The following is a 26,114-nucleotide window of genomic DNA, read 5'->3' as shown; positions in this document are numbered from 1 at the left end:
TGCTTAAAACAGCTCGCTGAACGGAATGAAGCGCAGCGGATCGCCCATTCGCAACGTGCTGTTCTCCGGAATTTCCACCAGCCCGTCGGCCCAGGTCGCGCCGAGCAGAACCCCGGAGCTCTGGTTCGGATACAGCGCCGCCTGCCCGCCTTCCAGACGCACCCGCAGGTACTCGCGGCGGCTGCCGGGTTTCGGCCAGTCGAACCCGGCGTTGACGGTGAAGCTCAGCGGCATCACCTCCTCCACGCCTTGAATGTGCAGCAGATACGGGCGCGCCAAGAGGCCGAAGGTCACCAGCGCCGAGGTCGGATTGCCCGGCAGACCGATCACCGGCACCGTGCCGAAATGGCCGACCGTCAGCGGTTTGCCGGGTTTGATCGCGAGCTTCCACAGCAGCGGTTTGCCGTTGTCGCGCAGCACCTGGCCGAGGCAATCGGCATCGCCGGCAGACACGCCGCCCGTAGTCAGAATCAGGTCGGCCGCCACTTGCAGTTGCTCAAGCTTCAGCCGGGTCTGTGCCGGGCGATCGGGAAGAATCCCGGCGTCGATCACCTCGCAACCCAGTTCGCGCAACCAGTGGTCGAGCAAAGTGCGGTTGCTGTTGTAGATGCTGCCGGGACGCAGCGGCTGCCCCGGTTCCACCAGCTCATCACCGGTCGACAGCAACGCCACACGCGGACGACGGACCACCGGTAAATGGGTCATGCCCTGCCCCGCAGCCACCGCCAGCTCGAACGGGCCGAGGCGTTTACCTGCGCGCAGCAAAGTGTCGCCGACGCGGTTCTCCTGGCCTTGGGCGCGGATGTTCTGGCCGACTTTCAGCGGTTGCAGAAACCGCACGCGACCGTCCTCCAGCACCTCGGTGTTTTCCTGCATTTCCACGCAGTTGGCGCCATTGGGCAATGGCGCGCCAGTGAAGATTCGCGCGCAGGTGCCGGGCAGCAACGCATCCGGCGCCAGTCCGGCGTAGACCCGCTGTGACACGCTCAGCGGCTTGCGGTGCAGATCGGCGAGGTTCAACGCGTAACCGTCCATGGCGCTGTTCGGCCACGGCGGCAGGTCGAGGGTGGCGACCAGATCGCTGGCCAGCACTCGTCCCCGCGCTTCATTGAGCGGCACCGATTCACTGTCCGGCAGACGTTGTTCATCAGCCATCGCCAACAGTTGGTCGAGGGCGTCCTCGACCGGCATCAATCCAGGCTTGCTCATCCCCGTGGCCCGCAGGCTTGCACCGGTTTGAGGTGCGGGACGAAGTTGCACGGGCGGTGACGGTTATCCAGTTGCTCGGCAAGGATGCCTTCCCACGCCGTGCGGCACGCGCCGGTGGAACCCGGCAGGCAGCACACCAGCGTGCCGTTGGACAGGCCCGCCAGTGCGCGGCTCTGTACGGTGGAAGTGCCAATATCGAGAATCGAGATGGCGCGGAACAGCTCGCCAAAGCCATCGATCTGCTTGTCCAGCAGGCAGGCCACGGCTTCAGGGGTGCTGTCGCGGCCAGTGAAACCGGTGCCGCCGGTGATCAGCACCACTTGAATGCCGTCGTCGGCAATCCACTGCGCGACCTGGGCGCGGATCTTGTACAGGTCGTCCTTGAGCAGGTTGCGTTCACTCAAGGTGTGGCCCGCTTCGAGCAAGCGGCTGACCAGCAACTGGCCGGAGGTATCGCTGGCGTAATCGCGGGTATCGCTGACCGTCAGCACGGCAATATTCAAGGGAACAAACAGGGCATCCGCTTTAACACTCATGGCACTCTCCGGCCTTCGCCAATTCAATTGGGCCAGAGCCTAAGTGCCACTTATCAGGACTGTCTAATCACTCTAACCAACCACATTATCGAGCCGCTCTATCGGCCGTTTTTTATCGGGCGGCGCTCACTGATCCAGCCAATGAAACCGGCCATGATTGAATCCCTCGATAGCCTCTTCAACGCTTCCGATTGGACGTAAAACGCGATCAGTGGGATCGTCGCCACCTGCGCTTTTCGTGCGCCGTACGCATCTGCGTCAATACTCAATCCAAATTTCCCTTCGAGCAGGTGCCATCGTGGACATCAAACAACTCAAGTTCCTGATTGCGCTGGACGAAACCCGCCACTTCGGCCAGGCCGCCGCGCGCTGCCACATCACCCAGCCGACCCTGTCGATGCGCCTGCGCAATCTGGAAGACGAGCTGGATCTGGTGCTGGTCAATCGCGGCCAGCGCTTCGAGGGTTTCACTCAGGCCGGCGAGCGCGTACTGGCCTGGGCCCGCACCCTGCTGGCCGCCCACGATGGGCTGTTCGCCGAAGCTGCCGCCTGCCGCGGGCAACTGGTCGGCAGTCTGCGTCTGGGACTAGTGCCGCTGAGCAACTTCAATCCGGTCAATTACATTCAGGGTTTATCGGGGATATTTCCCGAGCTGAAATACAGCCTGTCGTCCCTGAGTTCGGACGAGATCATCGAGGGTCTGGGCAACAATCAGCTGGACCTGGGCGTGTGTTATCTGGACCACGTCAACCCGAACTATTTCGAGTTTTTCGAGATTGGCGAGACCCGCGTCGGCCTGCTTTACGACACCCGCCACTTCCATTTCGAAGGCCCGGAAATGAGCTGGGAAGACGCCGCCGAACTGCCGCTGGGGATGATCACCACCGGCATGCATTACCGAAAATCCATCGACCTGAGTTTCCGCAGTCGCGGGCTCAATCCGCAGCCGATCATGGAAAGCGATTCGACCTATCAACTGCTGCAGGCGATTCACCAGGGCTTCTGCTGCTCGATCATGCCGCTGGACAGCGGTCTGGAAGAGCCGATCGAACATCTGGCTTTCATCAATTTGCCGGACGCCAGCGTGCTCGCGCCGCTGGGACTGGTGATGCGCAAGACTGAACCGCGCTCGGCGATTGCCGAGAAGTGTTTTGCCGAGGCGCGGAAGATGTTCGGAATAGAGGCGCCTGCTGTTTAACGCCTTCAGTGATCGACCAATCCAATCACTGCATCGGAACAAGCGATTGGACGCACTTTTCCCTGCCCCGTAGCCTGAACCCACTTCAGCGCTTCGGGGATTTTCAGGATGCTGTGCCAAGTTGAACAACTCATCGAATCGGGCGACGCCAACGCCCCCGCGCCACAACCTTCGCAAGTGGCTTATCGCGAATACCTCGACGACGCGCCGATGTCCCACGCGGCACTGGCGGCGGAAATCGCACTGGCCATCAGCTACAACGGCTTGAACCAGGCGGTGATGATGGTCTCGCCGGGCAACATCGAAGACTTCATTCGCGGCTTCAGCCTGAGCAACGCCATCGTCGACAGCCTCGATGATATCCATGACATCCGCCTGACCCATTTCGACCAGGCCTGCCAGGCCGACGTACAGATTTCCAGCCGTGCGTTCTGGGCCCTGAAGGATCATCGCCGGCAGATGGCGGGCACCAGCGGTTGCGGCCTCTGCGGCGTGGAGGCTCTTGAGCAGGCGCTGCCGCAACTGGAGATTCTGACGCCGACACCGTTGCCACCCGCCGCGCATTTCGACGGCATCCGCCAGCGCATCGAACAGGCCCAGCAACTGGCCCGCAGCAGCGGCGCCCTGCACGCGGCGTTGTACTTCGACGCCGACGGCGAAGCGCTGTTGTGCCGCGAAGACATCGGCCGCCACAACGCCCTCGACAAGCTGATCGGCGCCCTGCAGTTCGAAGGCCTCGATGCGCGTCAGGGCTTCGTCGTGGTCACCAGCCGTTGCAGCCTCGAACTGATTCACAAAGCCGTGCGCGCCCGCCTCGGCACCCTCGTCAGCCTGTCCGCCCCCACTGCGTTGACCGTGCGCTGGGCGCTCAAGCACCGCTTGAACCTCATCCACGTTCCGCACCGCAACGCCCCGCGAATCTACAGCCCGATCCAGGAGCCAACCGAATGAGCGACACCCTCACCCACCTCGACGATCAGGGCCGCGCCAACATGGTCGACGTCAGCGACAAAGCCGCGACCCGCCGCGAAGCCACCGCGCAAGCCTGGGTGCAGATGCGTCCTGAAACCCTGCAAATGATCCAGTCCAACGGCCACCCCAAGGGCGACGTGTTCGCCGTGGCGCGGATCGCCGGCATTCAGGCGGCCAAGCGTACCCACGAACTGATTCCGTTGTGTCATGCGCTGCTGCTCAGTTCGATCCACGTCGAACTCAAGGCCTGCGAGCCGGACCGCGTGCAGATCACCAGCACCTGCCGCCTCACCGGCCAGACCGGGGTCGAACTCGAAGCCCTGACCGCCGCCAGCGTCGCCGCGCTGACGATCTATGACATGTGCAAAGCGGTGGACCGGGCGATGGTCATCGGCGACATCCGCCTGATGAGTAAACAGGGCGGCCGCTCGGGCCACTTTCAATGGGAGAACCCGCAATGATTCTGATCAACTACTTCGCCAGCTACCGTGACCGGCTCAATCTGGGCGGTGAAAAGATTCCGGCCAGCAGCGCCCTCGCCTGTGTCGAGGATGTGCGGCAGATGCTGATGGCCCGGGGTGATCTGTGGCGTGAAGTGCTCGGCGCCGGCAACCTGATGTGTGCGGTGAATCAGGAGCTGTGTCAGCCGGATCAGGCGATCGAGGATTTCGACGAGATCGCGTTTTTCCCGCCGGTCACGGGAGGTTGAACCATGGGCGTTCGAGTCCAGCGTAAAGGCTTCGATGCCGGTCAGTTGATTGCGGATCTGCATGCGCGCAATCCACGGGTGGGCGCGGTGGTGAATTTCATTGGTTATGTGCGGGACCTGAACGTCGGGCAGTCGGTGACGGAGCTGTTTCTGGAACACTATCCGGGCATGACCGAAAAGGCACTGGTGCAGATCGCCGAACAGGCCCGCGAGCGCTGGCCGCTGCTGGCGGTGGAGATTGTGCATCGGGTCGGCGCGCTGTCGGTGAGCGAGCCGATCGTGTTTGTCGGCGTCAGCAGCAAACATCGGCATGCGGCATTCGAGGCCTGCGCGTTCATCATGGATGTGCTGAAGACGCGTGCGCCGTTCTGGAAGCGTGAGTCCACGCCTGAGGGTTCGCATTGGGTTGAGGCGCGGGAGAGTGATCAGAATGCGGCGTTTCGCTGGAGTCTGGCGCATGCCTGACAGAGCACTGTCGGCTGCAACAAAAGCCTGATTAGATAGCGGCTCGCACCGATTGGACCGTGGAGCCGCACTTGAGCACGACGCCCCCCGAGGACTTGCCCCGCCCCAAGCCTGTCAGCCTGCGCCAGGCCTGGCCCTTCTGGCTCAAACTCGGCTGCATAGGCTTCGGCGGCCCCGCCGGGCAGATCGCGATCATGCATCAGGAACTGGTGGAGCGCCGGCGCTGGATTTCCGAACGGCGCTTCCTGCACGCGCTCAACTACTGCATGTTGCTGCCCGGCCCCGAGGCTCAGCAACTGGCGACCTACATCGGCTGGTTGCTGCATCGCACTGGCGGCGGCGTGCTGGCCGGGGCGCTGTTTGTGCTGCCGTCGCTGCTGATTCTGATTGCCCTGTCCTGGGTGTACATCGCGTTTGGCGACGTACCGGTGGTGGCCGGGGTGTTTTACGGAATCAAACCGGCGGTGACCGCGATTGTGTTGCACGCGGCTCATCGCATCGGCTCCCGGGCTTTGAAAAATGGCTGGTTGTGGGCAATTGCCGGAGCGGCGTTCGTGGCGATTTTCGCCTTTAACGTGCCGTTTCCGCTGATCGTGCTTGGCGCGGCAGTGATCGGCTATTTCGGCGGGCGCTGGGCGCCGCAGCGGTTCAACAATGGCGGTCATCGAGGCAGCGAAAAGTCCTTCGGCCCGGCGCTGATCGATGACGACACCCCACCACCCGAACATGCGCGGTTCAGCCTGCCGAGGCTGTTGCGTCTGGTACTGATCGGCGCGTTGCTGTGGTGTCTGCCAATGGCGCTGCTGATGGCGCTGTTCGGCTGGGAAGGCACCTTCACCCAGATGGGCTGGTTCTTCACCAAAGCGGCGCTGCTCACGTTCGGCGGCGCTTATGCGGTGCTGCCCTACGTGTATCAGGGCGCTGTCGGGCATTACGGCTGGCTGACGCCGACGCAGATGATCGACGGCCTGGCCCTGGGCGAAACCACGCCAGGGCCACTGATCATGGTGGTGGCATTCGTCGGCTTCGTCGGGGCTTACGTGCAACCGACGTTCGGCCCGGAACACGCGTTTGCCGCCGGTGCGCTGGCTGCGACGTTGGTGACCTGGTTCACCTTCCTGCCCTCGTTCCTGTTCATCCTTGCCGGCGGGCCGCTGGTGGAGTCGACCCACAACGAACTGAAGTTCACCGCTCCGCTGACGGCGATCACCGCTGCCGTGGTCGGGGTGATCCTCAATTTGGCGTGTTTCTTTGCTTACCACGTGTTCTGGCCCAAGGGTTTTGCCGCACAGCCTGATTTTTTTGCGCTGTTGCTCGCCCTCGCCGCCACCCTCGGGCTGTTTGTTTTCAAGCGCGGGGTGATCGAGGTGTTGATCGTTTGCGCCCTCGTCGGGCTGGGGTTTCATCTGTTGCGCTGAGCCGGTGGCTTGCCGCACGCATCGGAATCAGGCGTTTACTTATCCCGGACTTCCCCCTTACTATCCAGCCACACCGGCATGGCGGGACACTCCCGCCGCCGACGTTTTCCGCCAACGGAAACACGCGTCATGAGCACGTCACTACAACAATCAGAATCGTTGAACGTCTCTGCACTGTGCGCCCTCCTTCACAGGGGCCGCGCATGAATCGCATCGTCAATCTCCCCATGGCCCTGAGCCGTTCCAAGCTGCGTCACTCCGCACGCCCGCCGGATATCTGCCTGTCCGTCTGATCGCGCCGCTAAAAATCGCGACAGCTCCCCCTCTTTTTTCGATATCCCTGCCAGGACGCCCGCGCCTTTTGCCGAGCTGCGTCCGGCCTGAATCTGCGCGCCTGTGCGGCGCCATCGTGAGTGATTGATTATGAAATTCGCAGCCATTGAAGACGCACGCAATTTTCTGGATCAGAACCCCGACATCGACATGATCGAGCTGTTCATCCTCGACGCCAACGGCGTGCCGCGCGGCAAGCTGTTGCATCGCGAAGAACTGCTCGCCGTGTACGAAAGCGGTCGCCCGCTGCCGAGCACCATCCTCGGCCTGACCGTGCATGGCGAGGACGTGGAAAACTCCGGTCTGGTGTGGGACGTCGGCGACATCGACTGCCGCGCTTACCCGCTGCAAGGCAGCCTGGTGCGCCTGCCGTGGCGGCAGATTCCGACTGCGGCGGTACAGGTCAGCATGCACCCGGAACAAGGTATGCCGGCGAGCATTGCCGATCCTCGTCACCTGCTGATCAAGGTCATCGACGCCCTCAAGGCCGAGGGCTATTACCCGGTGATGGCCTGCGAGCTGGAGTTCTATCTGCTCGATGCCAAGCGCGATCACAACGGTCGCCCGCAACCAGCGCTGGATGCCGACGGCGGTCGACCGAGGCACACCCAGGTCTACGGTTTGCGTGAACTGGAACAGATCGAACCGTTCCTCGCCGACCTCTACAGCGCCTGCAAACTGCACGGCATTCCGGCGCGCACGGCGATCTCGGAATACGCGCCGGGCCAGGTAGAAATCACCCTTGAACACGGCGATGCGCTGGCGGCGATGGACCAGGCCGTACGCTACAAACGGCTGGTCAAAGCCGTGGCACACAAGCACGGGATGCAGGCAACGTTCATGGCCAAACCCTTCGATGATCTGGCGGGCACCGGCATGCACATGCACGTCAGCCTCGCCGATGCCGAGGGGCGCAATCTGTTTGCCTCCGAAGACCCGGCCGGCACCCCGCTGCTGCGCACGGCGATTGGCGGGATGCTCGCCTCGTTGCTCGATTCGCTGCTGCTGTTCTGCCCCAACGCCAACTCCTACCGCCGCTTCCAGGCCAACAGCTACGCGCCATTGGCGCCGACCTGGGGCGTCGACAACCGCACCGTCAGCCTGCGCGTGCCCGGCGGCCCGGCCAACACCCGACACATCGAACACCGCATCTGCGGCGCCGATGCCAACCCGTATCTGGCGGCTGCGGCAATTCTCGCGGGCATTCATCGCGGGATAAAAGAAGACATCGATCCGGGCGAACCGGTGCAAGGCAATGGCTATGCGCAGGCGAAGGAATTGCTGCCGACCGACTGGCTGACTTCGCTCACGGCGCTGGAAAAGTCGGCCTGGGCACGGGATGCGCTGGGGCAGGAATTTCTCGGGGTGTATCTGGCAGTGAAACGTGCGGAATACCGGCAGTTCATGGCCGAAGTGGGTGAGCAGGACTGGCGCTGGTACCTGACCGAAGCCTGATCCTTTTTTCCTCTTTATTGCCTTGGATACCGACATGACTGAACGCAGCAACTCCTACTACACCGCGACCCTCAACCGCGACACCGACTACCCGACCCTGCAAGGCCGGCACAAAGTCGATGTGGTGATCATCGGCGGCGGTTTCACCGGCGTCGCCACGGCCGTCGAACTGGCGGAAAAAGGCCTGAAAGTCGCCATCGTCGAAAGCCACAAGATCGGCTGGGGCGCCACCGGGCGCAATGGCGGACAGGTGACCGGCAGCCTGTCCGGCGACGGCGCGATGCGCAAACAGATGCGCAACACCTTGGGCGATGAGGTCGACGACTTCATCTGGCACCTGCGCTGGCGCGGCCACGAAATCATCAAACAGCGCGTCGAAAAATACGGGATCGAATGCGACCTCAAACACGGCCACCTGCACGCCGCCTACAAGCCGAGCCACATGGCTGGTTTGCGCAGCGATTACGACGAAGCCGTGCGTCGCGGCATGGGCGATGAAGTCAGCCTGCTCGACCGCAGCCAGGTGCGCGACCTGCTGCAAAGCGACCTCTATCACGGCGCAATCAAGAACACCCGCAACATGCATCTGCACCCGCTCAACCTGTGTATCGGTGAAGCACGGGCGGCGGAAAGCCTCGGCACGCTGATCTTCGAAAACAGCGAAGTGCTGGAGATCATCCACGGCGACAGCCCGGGCGTACGCACGGCCCATGGCCGGATCGACGCCAATCAGGTGCTGCTGGCCGGCGATGTCTACCACAAGCTCGAACCTGGCCAGCTCAAGGGCAAGATCTTCCCGGCCATGGGCGGCATCGTCACCACTGAACCGCTGGGCGATCTGGCCCGGCAGATCAACCCCGAAGACCTTGCCGTTTACGACTGCCGCTTCGTCCTCGACTACTACCGCCTCACCGCCGACGGCCGCCTGCTGTTCGGCGGCGGCGCCAACTACAGCGGCAAGGACTCACGGGACATCGCCGGCGAACTGCGGCCGTGCATCGAACAGACCTTCCCGGCGCTCAAAGGGGTGAAGATCGATTACCAGTGGAGCTGCGCAATGGGCATCGTCATCAACCGCATCCCGCAACTGGGCAAGCTCTCGGACAATGTCTGGTATTGCCAGGGCTACTCGGGCCACGGCATCGCGACGACCCACATCATGGGCGAAATCATGAGCCGGGCGATCACCGGGCAGATGCAGCAGTTCGACACGTTCGCCGCGTGCTCGCACATTCGCGTGCCGATGGGGGATCTGCTGGGGAATCCGATGCTGGCCGCTGGCATGTGGTACTACCAGATGCTGGAAAAATTGCGCTGATCGAACGGGCCCCATCGCGAGCAAGCTCGCGAAGGGGCCATCAGCATCACCACAAAAATTCAGTCCTGCAACTGTTCAACCTCAATCCCCAACCGCCGATAATCCTCGGCACTGCCCGACGCCAGATGCCGCTCGGTAATCAACGTTTGCACCCGGCTGCACGGCGCCACCACAAACGGCTCCACCGCCCCCAGCTTGTCGGCGGTGGTCACGGCAATCACCTGCGCCGCACTGTCGAACAACGCCTGCTTCACCGGCACTTCATCGAAATACAGCGAACTCAGGCCCACCTCCGGATGAATCGCACACACTCCGGTAAACAACAGGTCAGCCTTGATACTTTGCAGCAGTCGCACGGTCTCGTGACCGCTGACTGACATCGTCGCCAGATTCAACTGCCCGCCCGCCAGAATCACTTTGACTCCCTTGTATTCGGCCAGGGTGATCGCCGTCATCGGTGACGTGGTCACGGCGGTGATCGAAATATCGGAGGGCAACGAACGGGCGATCTGCAACGTGGTGGTGCCGGAATCGAACAGCACGATCTGACCGTCCTTCACCCTTCCCGCCGCCAGCTGCGCAAGGCTGGTTTTCACCTCGTCGGTTTCACTGATCCGCGTGAAGTAATCCTTGCCGGTATCCTTCGGTCGCGGCAACGCCCCGCCGTGCACCCGCTGCACCAGCCCGGCATTGTCCAGTTCCGCCAGATCGCGGCGGATGGTGTCTTCGGACACCGCAAAGTGCTGGCTCAACTCGGACGCCATAACCTTGCCGTCACGTTCGAGGATCAGCAGGATTTTCTGCCGACGCAGGGAGGGAAGCTCGGAAGCGGAATGATCGTGCATGGTTTTGCCTGTTTGTGCTTGTAATTGCAGGTTTGGCGAGCCTAACCAATGCATCTGCCAAACACAAACCGGCTGATATCAATTGTTTCGATCTTTGAAATCATGAAGCCGAATTTTTTCTTTGCATCCGGCCTGTTCACAATGGCACCACTTCAACAAGGCTCAGGATGAACAGCTCATGAATCTCAATTTTGCGTTTGCGTGCATGATCGTCGTGTCGTTTGCGATTGCCCTCGGACACGCGTGATTCAGTGGCACGCTCCCGCACAGCAGGTTCGGGAGCACAAACGGATCAAACCTCTTCCCGCGCTCTACGCACCTGCACCAACAACGCCGGCGCAAAGTGCAACAGCACCATCCGCACCAGATGGTGAGTGAGGATAAACACCACGTTCAACCCGCCACCAAACGCCACGATGGCAATCGTCTCAATGGCCCCTGGCATGTAGGCCAGCCACAGCGATAACGCATCACTGCCCAGCAACCGCGCCGCCACTTCGGCGAATCCTGCGGCGACCAGAATCATCAAACCCACCGAGACCAGTGCCGTACGGCCATGACGTCCCAGTTCCGCAAGACCAAGGCCCTGGAAGCGTGAGCCGATCCGCACCCCGAGAATCAGCGCCGCCAGATTCAGGCTCCAGTCCGGCATGTGAAAACCGTGCAGCCATCCCGATTTCAGGAACACGGCCGTCAGGATAATCGCCGTCAACATGAACGGCGCCGGTACGCCAATCGCCAGCAGCAATCGCCCGACAACGATGCTCGAAATAATCAGCGAGAACACGGTCAACGCCATACCCGTGGACAGCGGATCGACCTCGGCCACCGCGACCGCTGCCTGACCGGGAATCAGCAAACTGACCAGCACCGTGATCAGCAGCAAACGCATCAGGTGCACGATGATGACTTTGCTCGACGCTTGATGTGATTCCAGCAAATCAAACACCGCCGCCAGCGCCCCCGGATACACCGCCAGCAGGGCGTCGGTGCGGTTCCATCCGGCTCCGCGCGCCAGCCACCAGGCGGACAGCGCCACTTGTAATGTCAGGCACAGCAGCAACAGGCCGAGGCTTGGCAACATCGTCGAGACAGTCGCACTGTCCCAGGCCTCGAACATCAAGCCTGTGGCGATGCCGAGGGTGACCTGGATGTAACCCAAGCCATAAGGGGTCCTGGGCGCGAAACCAAATTTGGTGGCAGCCAGTGCGGTGACGAGAATCGAGCCCAGCAGCAAGCCGTGGGGCACGCCTTCGAACTGCAACAGCGCGCCGAAAACGGCAGCGATCAACAGACACAGAATGGATTTCATGGTCGCCTTCCTGGCTATTCAAATGACGTCAGGCGCGCAACCGTCCAATCGCCCGCCGATACTTTTCGACCCGCTCCAGATCCTCCCAGCTCGGCGAGGCAATCCGCGACAGGTCGCTGTTTTCTTCCAGATCCGCGAGTTTCACCACCCGCCCGATCGGGTTCTGCGCCGCACGCTCGACGAAGTCCTCGTAGGACTCGCCCGGCACTTTGGTGACCGATTCGATAGCCGACAAAACCTCTTCGCTGAAGCCCTCCTTGCGCAAATCATCCAGGCTGATGCCACAGTCCTCGACCACATCGTGCAGCACCGCGACGATGCGCTCTTCCAGGCTGCTCATGCGCAACATGACCTTCAGCGGATGCAAAATGTACGGCGCACCCCCCTTGTCTACCTGCCCTGCGTGGGCTGTGGCGGCAATGGCGATGGCGCGTTCCAGAGTCTGAGTCATGAGTGTTTCCTCGGGTCAGACGCCATATCGGCCGCCAATATAGAAATGACGCTTGAACCAGCGGCCAATCGCCTGCAAGCGCCCGGTCGGTTGCGCCGGCTCGGCGTAGCGCTGGAGAATCAGCGAGACCAGATCAGGCTGACTCTCCCCCGGATGCGAGTCCAGCAACTCGGCCACCCAGGCGCAATTGGCCTTCTTCAAATGCTCGCGCCACTCCCCGGGCCAGCCCTCCAGCTCATCCAGCGCCAGCCACCGCGCACCACCCTGCTCCACATGCCCGCCGCCAATCGATTGCTCGAAACAGAAAGGCGTCGCCGGTCGGGACAGGTCGATGCTGAAGATGTAGATATCCTGGGTCTTGTGCTGCGGCGTGGGGGCGTTGTTGCGATGGCCGATCTGAATCATGCGCGGTTCCGTCCGTGGGAGAGGCATTACAACTTGTTTCGCAGTCTACGACGTGGTGCGGATGGGGGGAACCTTTGGCGATGAGCCGGGTTGTGGCAAGTGAAAAGATTGACTGGGTGGTCCGGGGATTCCGTTTCCGGCGCCCACGAAAAAGGGACACCGTTGGGTGTCCCTTTTTGCGTTTGGCATTGACCGATGGATCAGCGTTTCATCGCCTCACACCGCGCGCGCAAATCATGGTTGTCGATATTCCCGCAACTACTGCCGCCCGTCGTGGCATTGCAGTAGGCACGCTGGTCGTGGTCATCAATGTTGCCGCAGGAACTGCCACCCTGCTCTGCGTTGCACCGTGCACGCAGGTCATGATCATCGATGTTGCCGCAACTGCTGCCGCTCTGTTTGGCATTGCAGTAGGCGCGCTGGTCATGGTCGTCGATGTTGCCGCAGGAACTGCCGCCCATCTCCGCGTTACACGCCGCCCGCAGATCGTGATTTTCGATGTTGCCGCAACTGCTGCCGCTCTCCCTTGCATTGCAATAGGCACGCTGATCGTGGTCATCAATGTTGCCGCAACTGGCAAAGCTGTAGCCGCTAAACATCAACAACATTGCGAGTAATAGTCTCATCACACACTTCCATGGTTGACCAGGAATCAGCCTGGCACTGCTTGAGCCGATGAATGAGCGTCGCGACACGCCATCAAATTGACATCGGTTTTGTGGAAAGTTCCGGGGGTGGAATGTGTGGGGAATTTTTTGATCTGAAAACGCCGTAGGAAATTGCTCCGCGTGGTGAGGGAGCTTGTTCTTGCGGGGCTGCGAAGCGGGCCGAAATCTGGCAAGTCGTTTTCCCCTGTTACTCCGCAGCCCTTGATTTACGCCGGTTGCGCCGCCGAACGCGAGGTAACTCTCTGGCCAGACGTGGTGATTTAGAGTCCTACAGGCTGATTGCGGCAGTGGGGATGGGTGCCTAGAGTGGGTCTGTCGCTGAACGAATTTGGCGATAGGGTTTCGCAGCCCTCAGAAGTGACGCGCACCGCTCAATAACAACTGTGGCAAAATTCGCTGCAGTTTCATTTTATGGCGGCTGTGTGTGGGAGACCTTCAGGTCTGCCGGTTTAGCTCTTCTCCGGTCTGCGAACCCGCATACAGCTGCCACCCATTTGTTTCGCAGCAGAAAGGTGGCGCTCCTTAATCAATTGAAGAGTGCTCCAAATGACCAGCAAAACTCCGCTCCGCCACTGCGTGAACATGTCCCATCCAGCCACCGACCACCCGGTGCTGCTCATCGACGCCGACATCCCCCTGCGCGATTTACACACCTGCCTCAGTGAACGCCTGAATGCCGTCCTCAAATTTCTCGATCTCATGGCTTGCATTCACTTACCTGACCACGCAGAACATGACATAAACACAGTCACCACCATCGCCAGAATCATGGTGCAAGACGTGAGTGATATATTTCGAGTTATAGAGCAACGAGGATTTGATGTTCCTGGCTAGAAATTTTCAAGGTGACAGGTTCACATTATTAAATCTGTCACCTTTTCTCGTCACCTTTCTCCTTTTCTTTCGTCACCTTTTCTTTCGTTTTCCTTGGATAGGGCACTGGAAGATGGCGGACTTACACAAGAAAACTTGTCACCTTCTAAATTCCAAAAATAAAAAGCATTTCTAGCTTAAATCTCTATAACCACTACTCCGCTACACCCTGTTGCTGCTTCCATTCTTTCCGGGTACAGGGCAGTTAAAACCAAGAGCTGAAAAAATGGTGTCCTTTTATAACTCCAACTGACATTAAGGGAAGAAAACTTCGCCAACAGCAACTGCATACCCCTCGATGGAGTCATTGGACTCAGCCGAAGATCACGATATTTTTTATATATCACTGGAGCCAAGACAAACATTGCAACAAGTCTACAGACCAGCAAAAAACCTCGAACAAACTTCCCCCCGCTTCGACTACGCCACAAAACAACAGAAGAGTACGTTCCCTTGACCGCCTCTATTCCTATTGGCGGAATAGCATCTTTGGCCAAAAGCCAAGACTCCATGACCAACACGAATCCAGAGTGTTCCTTTATAAGTTTATTAATGGAGTTTCGTGCATAAACGTATGCCATTGACACCGGTTCAATTTTGCCATTTAGATGCAGGTGATATTCTCGAGGGGTACTGGTTGTCAGCGATGTGAATTTACCAAGCGGAATGTGGAAACGCTGAGCTTTTGTCGCAAAATAAAGCAGAAAACCAAGCGCCATTCCAGTGAGACACATTTTCCACCCATACAGAAAGTACACTGTTGTGCACTCTTCAAAGGGGCCGAATCTCAATGATAAGAGGTAATCCAGTGCCAATATCATCCAACCACAGATAGCCATTCCGACAGATACGCAAACAGCGACCCAAATGCATCGACGAGCGGCAAAAGTCACCAGAGACACAAAAAACCTATTACTGACCAGACGATTTAGATCACGCCTCAGCGTCTTCAGAACTACCATAGCGCCTAAATAAATTACGTAAGCCGCCGTCGTCAAACCACCTACAAATAGAAAGACGGATTTAACCTCCGTCAACATTGAGTATTGCTCACAAGAAAACATCTACTGCACCACCGCAATCGATAGAAAATAATAAAAAACTATTGTGCCGCACGGACCAGACAGGCGGAGAAGTATTTATCCTGGAAACCGGTAACAGCACGTCGTTTCAGCTCTTCGGCATCCTGCCACATAAATAAATCTGTCACCTTTTCAGATGTTTCAGATGCTGAGCGAATAAATCTGTCACCTTTTCAGATGCCCCACTGAGCGATCTTCACACCTGCCTCAGGGAGCGGCTCAATGCTGTTCTGAAATACTTGGATCTGATGGCCTGCATCCACTTGTCCGATGACGCCGAACAAGACATCAGTACCATCAGTACCATCAGTACCATCAGTACCATCAGTACCATCAGTACCATCAGTACCATCGCCAGAATCTTGGCTCAGGATGTGAGTAAAGTGTGCCGAGTTATGGAGCAACGAGAATTTGATGTTCTTGGCTAGAACGTTTGAAGATAACGGATTTACACAAATAAATCCGCCATCTTTCAAGCCACTTTTCAGTTTACATTCTTGAGAAAACCAAGTGCAGTTATAACACCGGACATCATCGCCAAAATTGTACTTCCATAGATCACAAAAATAATGATCACAACTTCAGCAACCAAAAGACGATGATTATCAAAAGTATACTTAAAGGACGTCCATGCCAACTCCCCCCCCCTTTAACCCGCTTTTTTCCAGCATATTCTTATGTTCTTCAATATCAGAGCGACTGGCTAATGCCTTGTCATACAAAAGTGACCCATTGGCAGCGAATGCAAGAATCCACATAATTGCAAACAGCACCAGCACAAAGATCCCAATGCCATACCACACGCACGACTCAGGGGGCTGCCTCATCATTTTCTCGCCAATAATCATGATGGCGGCGAATAGCAGGATCTGCGGAGTTAAATTCCTCAAGAACTCAAGATATGTAGCACGACCTTCCTTTTTAAAAAACCACATCTGCAATATCCTTATCTGCTCAAATCAAAAAAGCCTGGCTCGCTACCGATCTTTACAATCGAATTGCCGAGAACAATAAAGCCTCGAAGAAAAATCTCATTTTTAAATATTCTGCGACTAGCTTTATTCAATCATCAAGAAGTTTACGGCCGACTTTATAAGCCCCCCAGCCTACCAACCCTAACACCGCAGCTCCGGCAACAGCGCACCCAACAATAGGTAAGACGGCAGCGCCAGCAGCACTTCCCGCAATCGCCGTTACCCCACCCACCATCCCGGTTCCGCCTGCTGCCAAGCTGCCGCCTCCTGCTGCAGCCAGCGTTGCAGTGGTTGCTGCGGCTGACCCAGCGGTTGCAAGTGCAGCCGCAGCAGCCGTTTCAGCTGCGGCAACCCCGATAGCTGTCACACCGTAGGCCGCACCTAGGCCCGCTCCCGTCGCTGCGCCGACTCCTGCGGCGACAGTCCCACCCAGCATTTCGTCCTTCTTGTCGGCCATGAGCCATCTCCTCTTTTTGGATCCACATGATGGCACATAAGCATCACTCAAAAATACTCAGAAAACGAGCTAGGAAAAAATTTCGGGTCGTAAAAAAACCGCATCTCTGCGGTTCTTTTTTATTTAGGCTCCATGCGAAGCGAGCGCTTTAACATTTTCGTCAAAAATTCGCCGGCGTATTCGCACTAATAATCTCCGCCTCATCCGCCCCGATATTCCGGAACTTATGCGGCAGCGTCGTCGGAAAGTAATACCCATCCCCCGCACTCAACACACTCACCTGCCCATCCACCGTCAACTCGACCGTGCCACGGGTGACAAGCCCACACTCCTCACCTTCCGCGTGAACGATCGGCTCTTCCCCCGAACTCGCGCCCGGCGCGTATTGCTCGCGCAGTAGGCGCATCTGGCGGCTTGGGACCGAGGCGCCGATCAGCAGCAGGCGCAGGCCGTGGCGGCCGAGGTCGGGTTGTTCGTTGGCGCGGAAGACGTATTGGTGTTCGCGGGGGGGCTGGTCGAAGGTGAAGAAGTCGGCCAGGGACATCGGGATGCCTTCGAGCAGCTTTTTCAGTGAGCTGACGGAAGGACTGACACGATTCTGTTCGATCAGGGAGATGGTGGCATTGGTCACGCCGCTACGCCGGGCCAGCTCGCGCTGGGAGAGTTTGTAGCTTTCGCGTACTAGTTTGAGTCGAGAACCCGTATCCATGACAGCCTTATGTGAGAACGACTTAAGGGTAATGGGGGTGGGTGGCGGGTGCCGCGCAAGGCGCGCGGATCACGTTGCTCCCGTGTCCCGGAACCGTGAAAGGCGGCTATTAAATCACGTTTGTCGGTGTTGCTCAGCAGGTTCGATGGACGGCACATGAAAAAGCCGGCAGCGCCCTTTTTGGGGGCGCCGCCGGCGAGGTAAATCAGATGCCGAAACGGTCGCGCAGCGAGTAATACACCGCGCCGAGGGCGGTCAGCGGGGCCGAGAAGGTGCGGCCGCCGATCATCGGCATGTGTGGCAGCGAGGCGAAGGCATCAAAACGTTCGGCGTCGCCACGGATCATTTCCGAGATCAGTTTGCCGGCCAGGTGCGAGCACGTGACGCCGTGGCCGCTGTAGCCCTGCATGTAGTAGGCGTTTTTCTCGATGCGGCCGAATTGCGGCATGCGGGACATGGTCAGCAGGAAGTTACCGGTCCAGCGGTAGTCGATTTTCACGTCCTTGAGCTGCGGGAAGGTCTTGAGGATCTTCGGGCGGATCAGGGTTTCGATGTCGTCCGGTTCACGGGCGCCGTAGACCACGCCGCCGCCGTAGAGCAGACGGTTGTCGGCGGTGAGGCGGTAGTAGTCGAGCAGGTAGTTGCAGTCTTCGACGCAGTAGTTGTTGGTGATCAGGCTGCGGGCCTGCTTCTCGGTCAGCGGTTCGGTGACGCAGATCTGCGAGCCGCACGGCATGCTCTTGGCGGTCACGCGGTTGTCGAGGCCTTGCGGCAGGTAGGCGTTGCCGGCGATCAGCAGGTACTTGGCGCGGACCTGGCCTTTGGCGGTGCGCACGACGTTGGGCTCGCCGTATTTGATTTCCACCGCAGCGGACTGCTCGTAGATCTTGCCACCCAGACGCACGATGGCCGCGGCTTCACCGAGGGCCAGGTTCAGCGGATGGATGTGGCCGCCCTGCATGTCCAGCAGACCGCCGACGTAGGCATCGGAGCCGACTTCGCGGCGGATGTCCGCAGCATCGAGCATCTTCAGGTTTTTATTGCCGTAACGTTCCCAGCTACGCTTTTGCTCGGCGAGGCCCTTGAGCTGTTTGTTGTTCATCGCCGCGAAAATGCCGCCCGGGCGGTAGTCGCACTTGATGTCGTATTCCTTGATGCGCGAACGGATGATGTCGGCGCCTTCGAAGATCATGCTGCCGAGGATTTCAGCAGTCTTGTCGCCGTAGCGCTCTTCGATCACGTCGACGTCACGGCTGTAGGAGTTGACCAGTTGACCGCCGTTGCGACCGCTGGCGCCGTAGCCGACTTTTGCCGCTTCCAGCACCGTCACCTTATAACCGGCTTCGCTCAGGAACAGCGCTGAGGACAGGCCGGTGTAGCCGGCGCCGATGATGCAGACATCGCACTCCACCGATTCTTCGAGGATTGGGAAATCAATCACTTCGTTGCGGGTGGCGGCGTAGTAGCTGTTCACGTGTTGTTGTTTCATTTTTTTATTCTCCGAGGGTCGCCGGTTGCAGGCGACCACCGCTGTAAAAGAGTCAGAGCTTGATCCAGGTCGCTTTCAGCTCGGTGTACTTGTCGAACGCGTGCAGCGATTTGTCGCGACCGTTGCCCGACTGCTTGAAGCCACCGAACGGCGCAGTCATGTCGCCACCGTCGTACTGGTTGACCCACACGCTGCCGGCGCGCAGGCCACGGGCAAAGGTGTGGGCCTTGCTCAGGTTGCTGGTCCAGACTCCGGCGGCGAGGCCGAAGATGCTGTCGTTGGCGATCTGCAGCGCTTCCTCGACGGTGTCGAAGGTGATCAGCGACAGCACCGGGCCGAAGATTTCTTCCTTGGCGATGGTCATCGCGTTGGTCACGCCGTCGAAAATCGTCGGCTCGACATAGGTGCCGCCGGTTTCTTCGAGGGTGCGGCGGCCGCCGGCGATCAGCTCGGCGCCCTGCTCCCGGCCGATGCTGATGTAGCGCAGCACGTTGTCCAGTTGACGCTGATCGACCACGGCGCCGACGGTGGTGGCCGGATCGAGGGCGTGACCCGGTTTCCATGCCTGCAAAGCTTCCACCAGCAGCGGGATGAATTGCTCGCGGATCGAACGCTCCACCAGCAGACGCGAGCCGGCGGTGCAGACTTCGCCCTGGTTGAACGCAATGGCGCCGGCCGCCGCTTGTGCTGCCGCGCGCAAGTCCGGTGCGTCGGCAAACACCACGTTCGGGCTCTTGCCCCCAGCTTCGAGCCAGACGCGTTTCATGTTGCTTTGGCCGGCATAAATCATCAGTTGCTTGGCAATCGCGGTGGAGCCGGTGAAGGCCAGCACGTCGACGTCCATGTGCAGCGCCAGCGCCTTGCCGACGGTGTGGCCGAAGCCTGGCAGGACGTTGAACACGCCTTTCGGAATGCCGGCATCCAGTGCGAGCTGCGCAATGCGGATCGCGGTCAGCGGGGATTTTTCCGAAGGCTTGAGAATGAACGAGTTACCCGCCGCCAGCGCCGGGGCGAATTTCCAGCTGGCCATGATCAGCGGGAAGTTCCACGGCACGATGGCCGCGACTACGCCCGCTGGCTCGCGGGTTACCAGGCCGAGCTGGTCGTGCGGGGTGGCGGCGACTTCGTCGTAGATCTTGTCGATGGCCTCGGCGCTCCAGCGGATCGCGTTGGCGGTCGCCGGGACGTCGATGCTCATCGAGTCGCTGATAGGCTTGCCCATGTCGAGGGTTTCGAGCAGCGCCAGTTCTTCCTGGTGTTGCAGGATCAGGTCGGCGAAGCGGATCAGGATACGCTTGCGCTCGGCCGGGGCCTTGTTGGCCCACACGCCGGAGTTGAAGGATTGGCGCGCGACTTCGACGGCGAGGTTGGCGTCGGCTTCATCGGTGCTGGCGACGGAGGCCAGGAAACGGCCGTCGACGGGGCTCAGGCATTCGAAGGTGTCGCCGCTGATGGCCGGGCGGTATTCGCCATTGATGAAGGCGCGGGATTCGATGGTCAGGGACTGGAAGCGTTGTTCCCAGTCGTTGCGGGTCATGGTCATGGGGGTGACTCACACAGAGAAAGAGGTGACCGCCGCTCACATGGGAGCGGCGGTGCTTGCGAGGTAAACGCTTGAGCGTCAAACGGTATGCAGATACCAGTTGTACTCAAGGTCAGAGATCGAGTTTTCGAACTCGGCCAGCTCGCTTTCCTTGCACGCGACGAACACGTCGATGTACATCGGGTCGATGTAGCGGGCCATGACTTCGCTGTCGTCCAGCTCACGCAATGCGTCGCGCAGGTTGTTCGGCAGGCTCTGTTCGTTCTGCTCGTAGCTGTTGCCTTCGACCGGGGCGCCCGGTTCGATCTGGTTGGTCAGGCCGTGGTGAATACCGGCCAGCACCGAAGCCATCAGCAGGTACGGGTTGGCGTCGGCACCGGCGACACGGTGCTCGATGCGCACGGCGTCTGCCGAACCGGTTGGCACACGGACGGCCACGGTGCGGTTGTCGATGCCCCAGCTCGGCGAGTTCGGTACATAGAACTGCGCGCCGAAGCGACGGTACGAGTTGACGTTCGGGCACAGGAACGCCATTTGCGCAGGCAGGGTCTCCAGCACACCGCCGATCGCGTGGCGCAGCGCGGCGTTCTGCTCGGGATCCTCGCTGGCGAAGATGTTGTTGCCTTCCTTGTCCAGAATCGAAATGTGTACGTGCAGACCGTTGCCCGCCTGGCCCGGATACGGCTTGGCCATGAAGGTGGTGTCCATTTCGTGGTCGTAGGCGATGTTCTTCACCAGACGCTTGAGCAGGACGGCGTAGTCGCACGCTTTAACAGGATCGGAAACATGGTGCAGGTTGACTTCGAACTGCGCCGGGGCGCTTTCCTTGACGATGGCGTCGGCAGGAATGCCCTGCTCTTTCGCGCCTTCGAGGATGTCTTGCAGGCAGTCGACGTATTCGTCGAGATCGTCGATCAGATAAACCTGAGTCGATACCGGACGCTTGCCGGAGACTGGCGAACGCGGCGATTGCGGACGGCCGTTCACGTTGTCCTGGTCGATCAGGTAGAACTCGAGTTCGAACGCGGCGCAGATGGTCAGGCCCAGTTCGTCGAATTTGCGCACCACGTTGGCCAGCACTTCACGCGGGTCGGCGAAGAACGGCTCGCCTTCCAGTTCGTGCATGGTCATCAGCAGTTGAGCGGTCGGACGCTTCTGCCAAGGCTCGATGCTCAGGGTGCCCGGGATCGGGTAGCAGATACGGTCGGCGTCGCCGATGTCCAGGCCCAGACCGGTGCTTTCCACCGTGGAGCCATTGATGTCGAGGGCGAAAAGCGAGGCCGGCAGGTTGATGCCTTTTTCGTACACCTTATGAAGACTGGTGCGCTCGATGCGCTTGCCGCGCACCACACCGTTCATGTCTGCAATCAGAAGGTCGACGTACAAAACCTCAGGATGTTTCTTAAGGAATGCGTTTGCTTCGTTGAGTTGAACGGCACGCAGAGGGACCGACATGATGCACCTATTTAGCTGTTAATTATTATGTTCACTGCTGTTTCGCGGAGCCAGTCAACCCGAACGGCAAAGTGAAGTCAATAGCGAACACCTGGCCGTTCAGCGTTTATTTTTCGGGCTTTTTTTAACACTCTCGTGCCAACGCAGGCGCCAGAGCCCCGGTCTTGATGACGATTTGATGAACGGCGTTTAGAATTTTTTACATGGGAGTTGTTAATTAAAATCAACGAGGCTAAGCTCCGGAAAAGCTCGTTCAAGTGTCAAACTTCGAGGTGAATAAAAATGGCATTCAAGCCATTGATCGGCGTTACTGCGTGCGTCAAACAGATTGGCCTGCACCCCTATCACATCAGCGGCGACAAGTACGTTCGCGCTGTCAGCGTTGCGGCGCTAGGGTTGCCCGTCGTCATTCCTTCCCTTGGCAAACTGACTGAAATCGAAGACCTGCTGGGTCAGCTCGACGGTCTGTTGCTGACCGGCTCGCCGTCCAATGTGGAACCCTTCCACTATCAGGGCCCGGCCAGCGCTCCCGGCACGGATCACGATCCGGCGCGGGATGCCACTACCCTTCCTCTATTGCGTGCAGCCATCGCGGCGGGCGTTCCGGTACTCGGCATCTGCCGGGGTTTCCAGGAAATGAACGTGGCGTTCGGCGGCAGCCTGCACCAGAAGGTGCATGAGCTGCCGGGCATGCTCGATCACCGCGAAGCCGACAGCCCGGATGTCGCCGTGCAATACGCCCCGGCTCATGCCGTGTCGGTGCTGCCCGGCGGCGTGTTCGAAGCGCTGGAGCTGCCGGGTGAATTCCAGGTCAACTCGATTCACAGTCAGGGCATCGACCGCCTCGCTCCCGGCCTGCGTGCCGAAGCCGTGGCGCCGGACGGCCTGATCGAGGCGGTCTCGGTGGAGCACAGCCCGACCTTCGCCCTTGGCGTGCAATGGCACCCGGAATGGCAGGTACTGGACAACCCGAACTACCTGCGGATTTTCCAGGCGTTCGGCGAGGCCTGCCGCCAGCGTGCGGCGCGACGCAACCAGCGCTGACGCCACCCAACGATTGCAAAACCATTTACTGCCCCCGCGGGGTCGGCGGCTGCGCGCTTGCGCATCCGTCATCCGCGATCAGCAACACACCGCGAAAACAAAAAGCACCACCCGGCAGCCAGGACGGCGGCGCCGAACAACCCGCACGGTGCGGGTCTGCAATCCACTCTTAAGCCAGGCCGCGTTGGCCCGGCGACTGAAACCTGTTGGGAGTTTCACATGGCAAACGCCTCCAGCACTTACAGGAAGGCTCTTGAAGGTCATCAGCAACCGAAAAAGGTTCTGGTGAAAGTCGATCGAGTCACCAAGAAGTTCGACGAAACCACTGCGGTGGACGATGTGTCCCTGGAGATCCATCAGGGCGAAATCTTCGCCCTGCTCGGCGGCTCCGGCTCGGGCAAATCGACCCTGCTGCGCATGCTCGCCGGTTTCGAGCGGCCGACTGAAGGACGCATTCTGCTCGACGGTGTCGACATCACCGACATGCCGCCGTACGAGCGGCCGATCAACATGATGTTCCAGTCCTACGCCCTGTTTCCGCACATGACTGTTGCGCAGAACATCGCCTTCGGCCTCAAGCAGGACCGTTTGCCGGCCAGCGAAATCGACGCCCGCGTCGAAGAAATGCTGCGCCTCGTCCACATGACCCAATACGCCAAGCGCCGCCCGCATCAACTGTCCGGCGGCCAGCGTCAGCGCGTGGCCCTCGCCCGCTCCCTGGCCAAGCGGCCGAAGCTGTTGCTGCTCGACGAACCGATGGGCGCACTGGATAAAAAGCTGCGTTCGCAGATGCAGCTGGAACTGGTGGAAATCATCGAGCGCGTCGGCGTGACCTGCGTGATGGTGACCCACGACCAGGAAGAGGCCATGACCATGGCCGAGCGCATCGCGATCATGCACCTGGGATGGATCGCCCAGATCGGCAGCCCGGTCGACATCTATGAAGCGCCGGTCAGCCGCATGGTCTGCGAATTCATCGGCAACGTGAACGCCTTCGACGGCACCGTGGTCGAGGACCTTGAGGGTCACGCGATCATTCACAGCCCGGACTTGCAGCAAAAGATCTACGTCGGTCATGGCGTCAGCACTTCAGTGCAGGACAAGTCGATCACTTACGCGATCCGCCCGGAAAAAATGCTGGTCAGCACGATCAAGCCGGAGACCCGCTACAACTGGTCCGAAGGCAAGGTGCATGACATCGCCTACCTCGGCGGCCACTCGGTGTTCTACGTCGAATTGCCGAGCGGCAAGATCGTCCAGTCGTTCATGGCCAACGCCGAACGCCGTGGCGCGCGTCCGACCTGGGACGACAAGGTCTACGTCTGGTGGGAAGACGACAGCGGCGTGGTACTGCGCTCATGAGAACCTTCAATCAGCAATTCCTGCGCCTGGTGCCCAGCGGGCGAAAGTTCGTCATCGGCATCCCGTTCATCTGGCTGTTCCTGTTCTTCATGTTGCCGTTTTTCCTGGTGATGAAGATCAGCTTCTCGGAAGCCGCGTTGTCGATCCCGCCGTACTCGGAGATCTACACCTACGCCGAACAGAAATTCCAGCTGTTCCTGAACATCGGCAACTACACCATGCTCGGCGAAGACGAGCTGTACCTGTCGGCGTACCTCGGTTCGCTGAAGGTCGCGGCACTGAGCACGATGATGTGCCTGGTGATCGGTTTCCCGATGGCTTACGCAATCACCAAGGCCAGCAAGGAAGCGCAAAACGTCCTGCTGCTGTTGATCATGATGCCGACCTGGACCGCGATCCTGATCCGCGTTTACGCGTGGATGGGCATCCTCAGCAACAACGGTCTGCTCAACGCGTTTCTGATGTGGACCGGGCTCACCGATCACCCGATCGAGATCCTCAACACCAACACGGCCGTGTATATCGGCGTGGTTTACGCCTATCTGCCATTCATGGTGCTGCCGCTCTACGCCAACCTGGTGAAGCACGACGGCAGCCTGCTGGAAGCCGCGCAGGATCTGGGTTCGAGCAACTTCAACAACTTCTGGAAAATCACCGTGCCGCTGGCCAAGAACGGCATCATCGCCGGCTGCATGCTGGTGTTCATTCCGGTGGTGGGCGAGTTCGTGATTCCGGAGCTGCTGGGTGGCCCGGAGACCCTGATGATCGGTCGCGTGCTGTGGCAAGAGTTCTTCAATAACCGCGACTGGCCGGTGGCGTCTGCTCTGGCGGTGGTGATGCTGTTGATCCTGATTGTGCCGATCCTGCTGTTCAACCGCAGCCAGGCCAAAGAGATGGAGGGACGGGGATGAAACGCTTCGGATTTTCAAAGTTCATGCTGATCTTCGGCCTGATGTTCATCTATCTGCCGATGCTGATTCTGGTGATCTACTCGTTCAACGCCTCGAAACTGGTGACGGTCTGGGGTGGCTGGTCGGTGAAGTGGTACGTCGGCCTGCTCGACAACACTCAGTTGATGGGCTCGGTGGTGCGCTCGCTGGAAATCGCCTGCTACACCGCTGTCGCCGCAGTGGCACTGGGCACCCTCGCCGCGTTCGTGCTGACCCGCGTGACGCGCTTCAAGGGTCGCACGCTGTTCGGTGGCCTGGTGACCGCGCCGCTGGTGATGCCTGAGGTGATTACCGGTCTGTCGCTGTTGCTGCTGTTCGTGGCGATGGCCCAACTGATCGGCTGGCCGCAGGAGCGTGGCATCGTCACGATCTGGATCGCCCACACCACGTTTTGTGCCGCTTATGTGGCGGTGGTAGTCTCCGCCCGCTTGCGTGAGCTGGACCTGTCGATCGAAGAAGCGGCGATGGATCTGGGCGCGAAACCGTTCAAGGTGTTTTTCCTGATCACCATCCCGATGATCGCGCCGTCGCTGGCGGCGGGCGGCATGATGTCGTTCGCCCTGTCGCTGGATGACCTGGTGCTGGCGAGCTTCGTCTCCGGTCCTGGTTCAACCACTCTGCCGATGGAAGTGTTCTCGGCCGTGCGTCTGGGTGTGAAGCCCGAGATCAACGCCGTGGCCAGCCTGATTCTGCTGGCGGTGTCGCTGGTGACCTTCCTCGTCTGGTACTTCGGCCGCAAGGCAGAAGCCAACCGCAAGCGTGCGATTCAGGAAGCGATGGATCAGACCGCCAACGAATCGTGGCAGCAGCCGCAACCTCAACGAGTGGCAGCGACAGCCTGAGTACCGGGTGGCGAGGGAGGCTCTCCCCCGCCACCGATTC

Annotated in this window: 26 protein-coding genes and 1 pseudogene; 14 read left to right on the top strand and 13 right to left on the bottom strand. The window is 59.7% G+C overall.

Annotated elements, in window-relative coordinates; translation table 11 throughout:
- Nucleotides 1-3 precede the first annotated feature (3 nt).
- On the bottom strand, nucleotides 4-1,209 hold the full coding sequence (gene glp, locus ACKLNA_RS26505; RefSeq protein WP_408987598.1) for a gephyrin-like molybdotransferase Glp: 1,206 nt from the start codon (nucleotides 1,207-1,209) through the stop codon (nucleotides 4-6).
- Nucleotides 1,206-1,745, bottom strand: a complete 540-nt coding sequence (gene moaB / locus ACKLNA_RS26500) for a molybdenum cofactor biosynthesis protein B (protein ID WP_085733108.1) — start codon at nucleotides 1,743-1,745, stop codon at nucleotides 1,206-1,208. The genes glp and moaB overlap by 4 nt, the downstream gene beginning before the upstream one ends.
- Before the next feature lie 298 nt (nucleotides 1,746-2,043).
- On the opposite strand from moaB, the gene ACKLNA_RS26495 reads away from it, so the two are divergent.
- The 8 genes from ACKLNA_RS26495 to ACKLNA_RS26460 all read left to right on the top strand — a co-directional run bounded on the left by ACKLNA_RS26495 (nucleotide 2,044) and on the right by ACKLNA_RS26460 (nucleotide 9,613).
- Nucleotides 2,044-2,943, top strand: coding sequence for a LysR family transcriptional regulator (locus ACKLNA_RS26495; RefSeq protein ID WP_085708636.1), 900 nt, complete (start codon nucleotides 2,044-2,046; stop codon nucleotides 2,941-2,943).
- A 108-nt stretch (nucleotides 2,944-3,051) separates the two neighbouring features.
- The gene (fdhD, locus tag ACKLNA_RS26490) at nucleotides 3,052-3,894 is read left to right on the top strand and encodes a formate dehydrogenase accessory sulfurtransferase FdhD (protein ID WP_408987597.1); all 843 of its coding nucleotides are present in this window, start codon (nucleotides 3,052-3,054) and stop codon (nucleotides 3,892-3,894) included.
- On the top strand, nucleotides 3,891-4,376 hold the full coding sequence (gene moaC / locus ACKLNA_RS26485; RefSeq protein WP_408987596.1) for a cyclic pyranopterin monophosphate synthase MoaC: 486 nt from the start codon (nucleotides 3,891-3,893) through the stop codon (nucleotides 4,374-4,376). Before fdhD ends, moaC begins: the two co-directional genes overlap by 4 nt.
- Nucleotides 4,373-4,624: a MoaD/ThiS family protein gene (locus tag ACKLNA_RS26480; protein WP_408987595.1), complete on the top strand. Its 252-nt coding sequence runs from the start codon at nucleotides 4,373-4,375 to the stop codon at nucleotides 4,622-4,624. The genes moaC and ACKLNA_RS26480 overlap by 4 nt, the downstream gene beginning before the upstream one ends.
- 3 nt (nucleotides 4,625-4,627) lie before the next feature.
- Nucleotides 4,628-5,089, top strand: a complete 462-nt coding sequence (gene moaE, locus ACKLNA_RS26475) for a molybdopterin synthase catalytic subunit MoaE (RefSeq protein WP_408987594.1) — start codon at nucleotides 4,628-4,630, stop codon at nucleotides 5,087-5,089.
- Nucleotides 5,090-5,160: 71 nt separating this feature from the next.
- Nucleotides 5,161-6,507 carry a chromate efflux transporter gene (chrA, locus tag ACKLNA_RS26470; RefSeq protein WP_408987593.1) on the top strand — a complete coding sequence of 449 codons (1,347 nt, stop codon included), beginning with the start codon at nucleotides 5,161-5,163 and terminating at the stop codon, nucleotides 6,505-6,507.
- A 423-nt stretch (nucleotides 6,508-6,930) separates the two neighbouring features.
- Nucleotides 6,931-8,295: a glutamine synthetase family protein gene (locus ACKLNA_RS26465; protein ID WP_408987592.1), complete on the top strand. Its 1,365-nt coding sequence runs from the start codon at nucleotides 6,931-6,933 to the stop codon at nucleotides 8,293-8,295.
- Between the two features lie 34 nt (nucleotides 8,296-8,329).
- Nucleotides 8,330-9,613 carry an NAD(P)/FAD-dependent oxidoreductase gene (locus ACKLNA_RS26460; RefSeq protein ID WP_408987591.1) on the top strand — a complete coding sequence of 428 codons (1,284 nt, stop codon included), beginning with the start codon at nucleotides 8,330-8,332 and terminating at the stop codon, nucleotides 9,611-9,613.
- 59 nt (nucleotides 9,614-9,672) lie between these two features.
- On the opposite strand, the gene ACKLNA_RS26455 is transcribed toward ACKLNA_RS26460, so the two are convergent.
- The 5 genes from ACKLNA_RS26455 to ACKLNA_RS26435 form a co-directional block, all read right to left on the bottom strand.
- Nucleotides 9,673-10,458 carry a DeoR/GlpR family DNA-binding transcription regulator gene (locus ACKLNA_RS26455; protein ID WP_408987590.1) on the bottom strand — a complete coding sequence of 262 codons (786 nt, stop codon included), beginning with the start codon at nucleotides 10,456-10,458 and terminating at the stop codon, nucleotides 9,673-9,675.
- Nucleotides 10,459-10,750: 292 nt separating this feature from the next.
- Nucleotides 10,751-11,770 (bottom strand): AbrB family transcriptional regulator, encoded by a 1,020-nt coding sequence (locus ACKLNA_RS26450; RefSeq protein WP_408987589.1) that lies wholly within the window; start codon nucleotides 11,768-11,770, stop codon nucleotides 10,751-10,753.
- Nucleotides 11,771-11,798: 28 nt separating this feature from the next.
- The gene (locus ACKLNA_RS26445) at nucleotides 11,799-12,221 is read right to left on the bottom strand and encodes an HD domain-containing protein (protein WP_408987588.1); all 423 of its coding nucleotides are present in this window, start codon (nucleotides 12,219-12,221) and stop codon (nucleotides 11,799-11,801) included.
- A gap of 15 nt (nucleotides 12,222-12,236) precedes the next feature.
- Complete coding sequence (locus ACKLNA_RS26440) at nucleotides 12,237-12,626, bottom strand: hypothetical protein (protein WP_408987587.1); 390 nt, start codon at nucleotides 12,624-12,626, stop codon at nucleotides 12,237-12,239.
- A gap of 200 nt (nucleotides 12,627-12,826) precedes the next feature.
- Nucleotides 12,827-13,252 carry a hypothetical protein gene (locus ACKLNA_RS26435; RefSeq protein ID WP_408987586.1) on the bottom strand — a complete coding sequence of 142 codons (426 nt, stop codon included), beginning with the start codon at nucleotides 13,250-13,252 and terminating at the stop codon, nucleotides 12,827-12,829.
- A 588-nt stretch (nucleotides 13,253-13,840) separates the two neighbouring features.
- Between ACKLNA_RS26435 and ACKLNA_RS26430 the strand changes: the two genes are divergently transcribed.
- Complete coding sequence (locus ACKLNA_RS26430) at nucleotides 13,841-14,128, top strand: fructose-bisphosphate aldolase (protein ID WP_408987585.1); 288 nt, start codon at nucleotides 13,841-13,843, stop codon at nucleotides 14,126-14,128.
- A 176-nt stretch (nucleotides 14,129-14,304) separates the two neighbouring features.
- Here the strand turns inward: ACKLNA_RS26430 and ACKLNA_RS26425 are convergent, their stop codons facing one another.
- Nucleotides 14,305-15,231 (bottom strand): hypothetical protein, encoded by a 927-nt coding sequence (locus ACKLNA_RS26425; protein WP_408987584.1) that lies wholly within the window; start codon nucleotides 15,229-15,231, stop codon nucleotides 14,305-14,307.
- Nucleotides 15,232-15,422: 191 nt separating this feature from the next.
- On the opposite strand from ACKLNA_RS26425, the pseudogene ACKLNA_RS26420 reads away from it, so the two are divergent.
- Nucleotides 15,423-15,677: pseudogene (locus ACKLNA_RS26420) on the top strand (hypothetical protein); the annotation flags it as partial.
- Between the two features lie 189 nt (nucleotides 15,678-15,866).
- Here ACKLNA_RS26420 and ACKLNA_RS26415 read toward each other — a convergent pair.
- From ACKLNA_RS26415 to ACKLNA_RS26395, 5 genes are all read right to left on the bottom strand, one after another.
- Nucleotides 15,867-16,184 (bottom strand): hypothetical protein, encoded by a 318-nt coding sequence (locus ACKLNA_RS26415; RefSeq protein WP_408987583.1) that lies wholly within the window; start codon nucleotides 16,182-16,184, stop codon nucleotides 15,867-15,869.
- A gap of 656 nt (nucleotides 16,185-16,840) precedes the next feature.
- Entirely contained in the window at nucleotides 16,841-17,389 is a 549-nt protein-coding gene (locus tag ACKLNA_RS26410; protein WP_011333561.1) for a cupin domain-containing protein, read from the bottom strand.
- Nucleotides 17,390-17,594: 205 nt separating this feature from the next.
- On the bottom strand, nucleotides 17,595-18,878 hold the full coding sequence (locus tag ACKLNA_RS26405) for an FAD-binding oxidoreductase (RefSeq protein WP_096822853.1): 1,284 nt from the start codon (nucleotides 18,876-18,878) through the stop codon (nucleotides 17,595-17,597).
- Nucleotides 18,879-18,930: 52 nt separating this feature from the next.
- On the bottom strand, nucleotides 18,931-20,421 hold the full coding sequence (locus tag ACKLNA_RS26400) for an aldehyde dehydrogenase (RefSeq protein ID WP_408987582.1): 1,491 nt from the start codon (nucleotides 20,419-20,421) through the stop codon (nucleotides 18,931-18,933).
- A gap of 78 nt (nucleotides 20,422-20,499) precedes the next feature.
- Nucleotides 20,500-21,876 carry a glutamine synthetase family protein gene (locus ACKLNA_RS26395; protein ID WP_085708652.1) on the bottom strand — a complete coding sequence of 459 codons (1,377 nt, stop codon included), beginning with the start codon at nucleotides 21,874-21,876 and terminating at the stop codon, nucleotides 20,500-20,502.
- 282 nt (nucleotides 21,877-22,158) lie between these two features.
- Here ACKLNA_RS26395 and ACKLNA_RS26390 point away from each other — a divergent pair, with 282 nt between their 5' ends.
- The 4 genes from ACKLNA_RS26390 (at nucleotide 22,159) to ACKLNA_RS26375 (ending at nucleotide 26,074) form a co-directional block, all read left to right on the top strand.
- On the top strand, nucleotides 22,159-22,920 hold the full coding sequence (locus ACKLNA_RS26390; RefSeq protein WP_114882239.1) for a gamma-glutamyl-gamma-aminobutyrate hydrolase family protein: 762 nt from the start codon (nucleotides 22,159-22,161) through the stop codon (nucleotides 22,918-22,920).
- A 219-nt stretch (nucleotides 22,921-23,139) separates the two neighbouring features.
- On the top strand, nucleotides 23,140-24,282 hold the full coding sequence (gene potA / locus ACKLNA_RS26385; protein WP_007957110.1) for a polyamine ABC transporter ATP-binding protein: 1,143 nt from the start codon (nucleotides 23,140-23,142) through the stop codon (nucleotides 24,280-24,282).
- 29 nt (nucleotides 24,283-24,311) lie between these two features.
- On the top strand, nucleotides 24,312-25,193 hold the full coding sequence (locus ACKLNA_RS26380; protein WP_371321054.1) for an ABC transporter permease subunit: 882 nt from the start codon (nucleotides 24,312-24,314) through the stop codon (nucleotides 25,191-25,193).
- On the top strand, nucleotides 25,190-26,074 hold the full coding sequence (locus ACKLNA_RS26375; protein ID WP_085708655.1) for an ABC transporter permease subunit: 885 nt from the start codon (nucleotides 25,190-25,192) through the stop codon (nucleotides 26,072-26,074). Before ACKLNA_RS26380 ends, ACKLNA_RS26375 begins: the two co-directional genes overlap by 4 nt.
- Nucleotides 26,075-26,114: the final 40 nt, after the last annotated feature.

The sequence above is a fragment of the Pseudomonas sp. UV AK001 genome, from assembly GCF_046097675.1.
GTDB lineage: Bacteria > Pseudomonadota > Gammaproteobacteria > Pseudomonadales > Pseudomonadaceae > Aquipseudomonas > Aquipseudomonas kribbensis.
This window is presented reverse-complemented; position numbering and strand designations above follow the sequence as displayed.

Excerpts from the sequence above, each read along its gene's own strand:
- glp (WP_408987598.1), bottom strand. The coding sequence starts at position 1,209 with ATGAGCAAGCCTGGATTGATGCCGGTCGAGGACGCCCTCGACCAACTG.
- moaB (WP_085733108.1), bottom strand. The coding sequence starts at position 1,745 with ATGAGTGTTAAAGCGGATGCCCTGTTTGTTCCCTTGAATATTGCCGTG.
- fdhD (WP_408987597.1), top strand. The coding sequence starts at position 3,052 with ATGCTGTGCCAAGTTGAACAACTCATCGAATCGGGCGACGCCAACGCC.
- moaC (WP_408987596.1), top strand. The coding sequence starts at position 3,891 with ATGAGCGACACCCTCACCCACCTCGACGATCAGGGCCGCGCCAACATG.
- ACKLNA_RS26480 (WP_408987595.1), top strand. The coding sequence starts at position 4,373 with ATGATTCTGATCAACTACTTCGCCAGCTACCGTGACCGGCTCAATCTG.
- moaE (WP_408987594.1), top strand. The coding sequence starts at position 4,628 with ATGGGCGTTCGAGTCCAGCGTAAAGGCTTCGATGCCGGTCAGTTGATT.
- ACKLNA_RS26465 (WP_408987592.1), top strand. The coding sequence starts at position 6,931 with ATGAAATTCGCAGCCATTGAAGACGCACGCAATTTTCTGGATCAGAAC.
- ACKLNA_RS26460 (WP_408987591.1), top strand. The coding sequence starts at position 8,330 with ATGACTGAACGCAGCAACTCCTACTACACCGCGACCCTCAACCGCGAC.
- ACKLNA_RS26455 (WP_408987590.1), bottom strand. The coding sequence starts at position 10,458 with ATGCACGATCATTCCGCTTCCGAGCTTCCCTCCCTGCGTCGGCAGAAA.
- ACKLNA_RS26450 (WP_408987589.1), bottom strand. The coding sequence starts at position 11,770 with ATGAAATCCATTCTGTGTCTGTTGATCGCTGCCGTTTTCGGCGCGCTG.
- ACKLNA_RS26445 (WP_408987588.1), bottom strand. The coding sequence starts at position 12,221 with ATGACTCAGACTCTGGAACGCGCCATCGCCATTGCCGCCACAGCCCAC.
- ACKLNA_RS26440 (WP_408987587.1), bottom strand. The coding sequence starts at position 12,626 with ATGATTCAGATCGGCCATCGCAACAACGCCCCCACGCCGCAGCACAAG.
- ACKLNA_RS26435 (WP_408987586.1), bottom strand. The coding sequence starts at position 13,252 with ATGAGACTATTACTCGCAATGTTGTTGATGTTTAGCGGCTACAGCTTT.
- ACKLNA_RS26430 (WP_408987585.1), top strand. The coding sequence starts at position 13,841 with ATGACCAGCAAAACTCCGCTCCGCCACTGCGTGAACATGTCCCATCCA.
- ACKLNA_RS26425 (WP_408987584.1), bottom strand. The coding sequence starts at position 15,231 with ATGTTTTCTTGTGAGCAATACTCAATGTTGACGGAGGTTAAATCCGTC.
- ACKLNA_RS26415 (WP_408987583.1), bottom strand. The coding sequence starts at position 16,184 with ATGTGGTTTTTTAAAAAGGAAGGTCGTGCTACATATCTTGAGTTCTTG.
- ACKLNA_RS26410 (WP_011333561.1), bottom strand. The coding sequence starts at position 17,389 with ATGGATACGGGTTCTCGACTCAAACTAGTACGCGAAAGCTACAAACTC.
- ACKLNA_RS26405 (WP_096822853.1), bottom strand. The coding sequence starts at position 18,878 with ATGAAACAACAACACGTGAACAGCTACTACGCCGCCACCCGCAACGAA.
- ACKLNA_RS26400 (WP_408987582.1), bottom strand. The coding sequence starts at position 20,421 with ATGACCATGACCCGCAACGACTGGGAACAACGCTTCCAGTCCCTGACC.
- ACKLNA_RS26395 (WP_085708652.1), bottom strand. The coding sequence starts at position 21,876 with ATGTCGGTCCCTCTGCGTGCCGTTCAACTCAACGAAGCAAACGCATTC.
- ACKLNA_RS26390 (WP_114882239.1), top strand. The coding sequence starts at position 22,159 with ATGGCATTCAAGCCATTGATCGGCGTTACTGCGTGCGTCAAACAGATT.
- potA (WP_007957110.1), top strand. The coding sequence starts at position 23,140 with ATGGCAAACGCCTCCAGCACTTACAGGAAGGCTCTTGAAGGTCATCAG.
- ACKLNA_RS26375 (WP_085708655.1), top strand. The coding sequence starts at position 25,190 with ATGAAACGCTTCGGATTTTCAAAGTTCATGCTGATCTTCGGCCTGATG.